Here is a 3,062-nt window from a genome sequence, read left to right as displayed (position 1 = left end):
TATATTGGAACGGACTATTAATGTTTGGACTACTGGGATATTGGATGAATTTCTTAAGTCGGCAAGTATCTTTAAAACAGTAAATTTAATTCAAGATAGGTTCATCAAATAGTACGCAATCTTTTTAAAAACCCTTTGATCTCTTTGAAAGAAAAAAAGACAATTTTAGCTCTTTTACTCTCTGTGATTGTAATGTTCATTTGCCTGCAGTTTATTCAGGGAATTTTTTGTAGCTACATTTGGACTCATACTGGCATTTTTGTAGGCTATTGTTTAAAAATCATTGCAAATGCGGAGTCAAAAGACCTGCTAGTTTGAGCATGTCAATTGGCTCTTTTGAGCCAAAGACTTTAGCTAATTTGGTATCTGGAATAATCAGGCGCTTATTTTTTTGGTCTTGGCAGTTATGTTTTTTGATATACTCCCACATTTTTTTTACCACTTCCGGGCGAGATAGCTTTTCTTCTTTAACAATGGCTTGCAGTTCAGAAGATAGGGTATATAAATGTGCATTTTTTATGGGCTTTTTATCTGTTTTTTTTATTTTAGAAGGGCTTTTTTTTCCTTTTTTTGGTTTTTTAGAAACATAGGGAGTTTTAGGATGATTCACATATTTTTCAGTGAGTTGATCAAGATTATTGATGATTATATCGCAATCTGGATAGTTAGAACAGGAAAAAAAGGGTTTACCAAAACGAGAACGGCGTTGCACCATTTTCCCATCACATCCTAAAGCAGGACATGTAGGGAGATCTTGTGCTGAAATTTCATCTTTTTTAGGGATATTCACAATTCCCTTACATTCTGGGTATCGTGAACAGCCTAGAAAAGTACCAAATCGACCATAGCGAATTTTCATGGCGCTACCACATTTAGAACAGAGTTGATCCCAATTAAAGTTAGGGTCGTAATCTTCTTTATTGAAATTTAAGGCTTCTAAAGGGGTAGTAAAGTCGCAAGTAGGATAGCTAGAACAACCATAAAAGTATTTATTGCGTGCCCAGATTTTTTCTAATTTATGACCACAATTAGGACAATCAATATCTGTAGCTACTCGTGGAACAAAGGCTTCTTTTTCAGCAGCTACTACAAAAGGAATAAATCTTTTCCAAAAATCATGAAGTAATACTTTCCAGTTTTTATGATTATAGGCAATTTCCTCTAATTCATCTTCCATTGCAGAAGTAAAACCTACATCCATGATCATTTTAAAATTTTCTTCTAACATTTGTGCAATGACTCTTCCCAGCTCTGTTGGTTTAAGAGAACCTTTTTCTTTAACCGTATAATCCCTACTTTGAATCTTATTCATGATGGTTGCATATGTGGAAGGGCGACCAATTCCTGATTTTTCTAATTCTTTAACAAGAGAGGCTTCTGTGAAGCGAGGAGGAGGACGGGTAAAAGCTTGCTGTGCATCCACATCAAGGAGAAGTAAGGGTTGACCTTCAACCAAAGAAGGGAGCATTTTTTCATCTTCTTGCTGCTCTTCTTTTTCAGGAACATCTTTTTTTTCTTCATACACGACTAAAAATCCAGAAAATTTAAGAGTAGAGCCCGTAGCGCGCAGCAACATGTTTTGATTGGTTATGATGTCGCAGGAAACCGTATCATAGATGGCTGGATTCATTTGAGAAGCTAAAAACCGACGCCAAATCAGTAGGTATAATTTATATTGATCAGTTGTCAGATAGCTTTTAATTTCCTCTGGGCTATATTGTAAGCTAGTAGGTCTTATAGCTTCGTGAGCGTCTTGGGCATTTTTTTTACTAGAGTACTGTTTGCCTTGAGAGGGGAGAAATTCTTTACCATATACTTTTGTAATATACTTGCGGGCTAAGTCAATTGCTTCTGGAGCAATACGAACAGAATCGGTACGCATATAGGTAATTAACCCTTCAGCTCCTGTATTGCCAAGGTCAATTCCTTCATACAGGCCTTGCGAAATATTCATAGTGCGCGATGCGGAAAATCCAAAGTGTCGACTTGCTTCTTGTTGTAAAGTGGAGGTAATAAAAGGAGGTACTGAATTGCGTTTTTTTTCTTTTCTTTCAACAGATTGTACTTTATAGGAAGAATTTTGTAGCTGTGCTACAACTTTATGAGCCGCTTCTTCCTTATTAATAAGGATATAATCTTTACCGGGGACCGCTTCTTTTTCTACTTTTTTTCCATCGATTGCATAAAGGCAAGCATAAATCGGTGTACTATTTTTATCTGTTTGCAAAATGGATTGAATATTCCAATATTCAACAGGAAGAAAAACTTCAATTTCTTTTTCCCTATCAACGACTAGCTTTAATGCAACTGATTGAACACGACCTGCGGAAAGTCCTCCATCTCGCGCGCCTTGTACTCGGCGCATGAGAATAGGCGAAATCTTATATCCTACAATTCGATCGAGCAATCTACGCGCTTGTTGTGCATCTACCAGACCTTGGTCAATTTGACGGGGGTTCTTTAGTGCCTCTGATACCGCTTCTTTAGTAATCGCATTAAAAGTGACTCGTTTAAATTTAGTCCCTTTAGGGAGAATCGAAGCAATATGCCATGCAATTGCTTCTCCTTCTCTGTCAGGGTCTGGAGATAAGTAAACAATGCTTACCTGTTTTGCCGCTTTTTTTAAACGATCAATTACATCCTTTTTATCGGACATAATGGTGTATTGTGGCTCAAAGTCATTCTCGACATCAATTCCAAAACCTTTTTGTGGCAAATCGCGTATATGTCCTAATGAGGATTCGAATAGGTAATTTGATCCTAAGAGCTTTCTTAGTGTTTTAATTTTAGCCGGAGATTCTACAATAATTAATGCTTTTGTCATTATAACCTATGTATATCTATTTTAAACCAGCAGTACAACAAGACTGTTTTAAAAGACAAGTCACAAAATGGATTAAAAGTGGGCAGCTTAAGTGCTATGCTTGTCAAAATCAAGATAAATTTCTCCTAAGATGTCTTAGAGCCTGTTTAAAATCTTTTCAGTAAGGTATAATGATAGTTTTCATAAAACCTTTGGAGGTAATTATGACCCGCTCTTATCCAAGCGATATTTCTCGTAA

General features: G+C 36.4%; 1 protein-coding gene. It reads right to left on the bottom strand.

Features of this window, described 5'->3' with window-relative positions; translation table 11 throughout:
* Positions 1–280 precede the first annotated feature (280 nt).
* The gene (gene topA, locus RHOW815_RS07485; protein ID WP_215217694.1) at positions 281–2,824 is read right to left on the bottom strand and encodes a type I DNA topoisomerase; all 2,544 of its coding nucleotides are present in this window, start codon (positions 2,822–2,824) and stop codon (positions 281–283) included.
* Between the last annotated feature and the right edge of the window lie 238 nt (positions 2,825–3,062).

The organism is Candidatus Rhabdochlamydia sp. W815, from assembly GCF_018642185.1.
Lineage (GTDB): Bacteria > Chlamydiota > Chlamydiia > Chlamydiales > Rhabdochlamydiaceae > Rhabdochlamydia > Rhabdochlamydia oedothoracis.
This window is presented reverse-complemented; position numbering and strand designations above follow the sequence as displayed.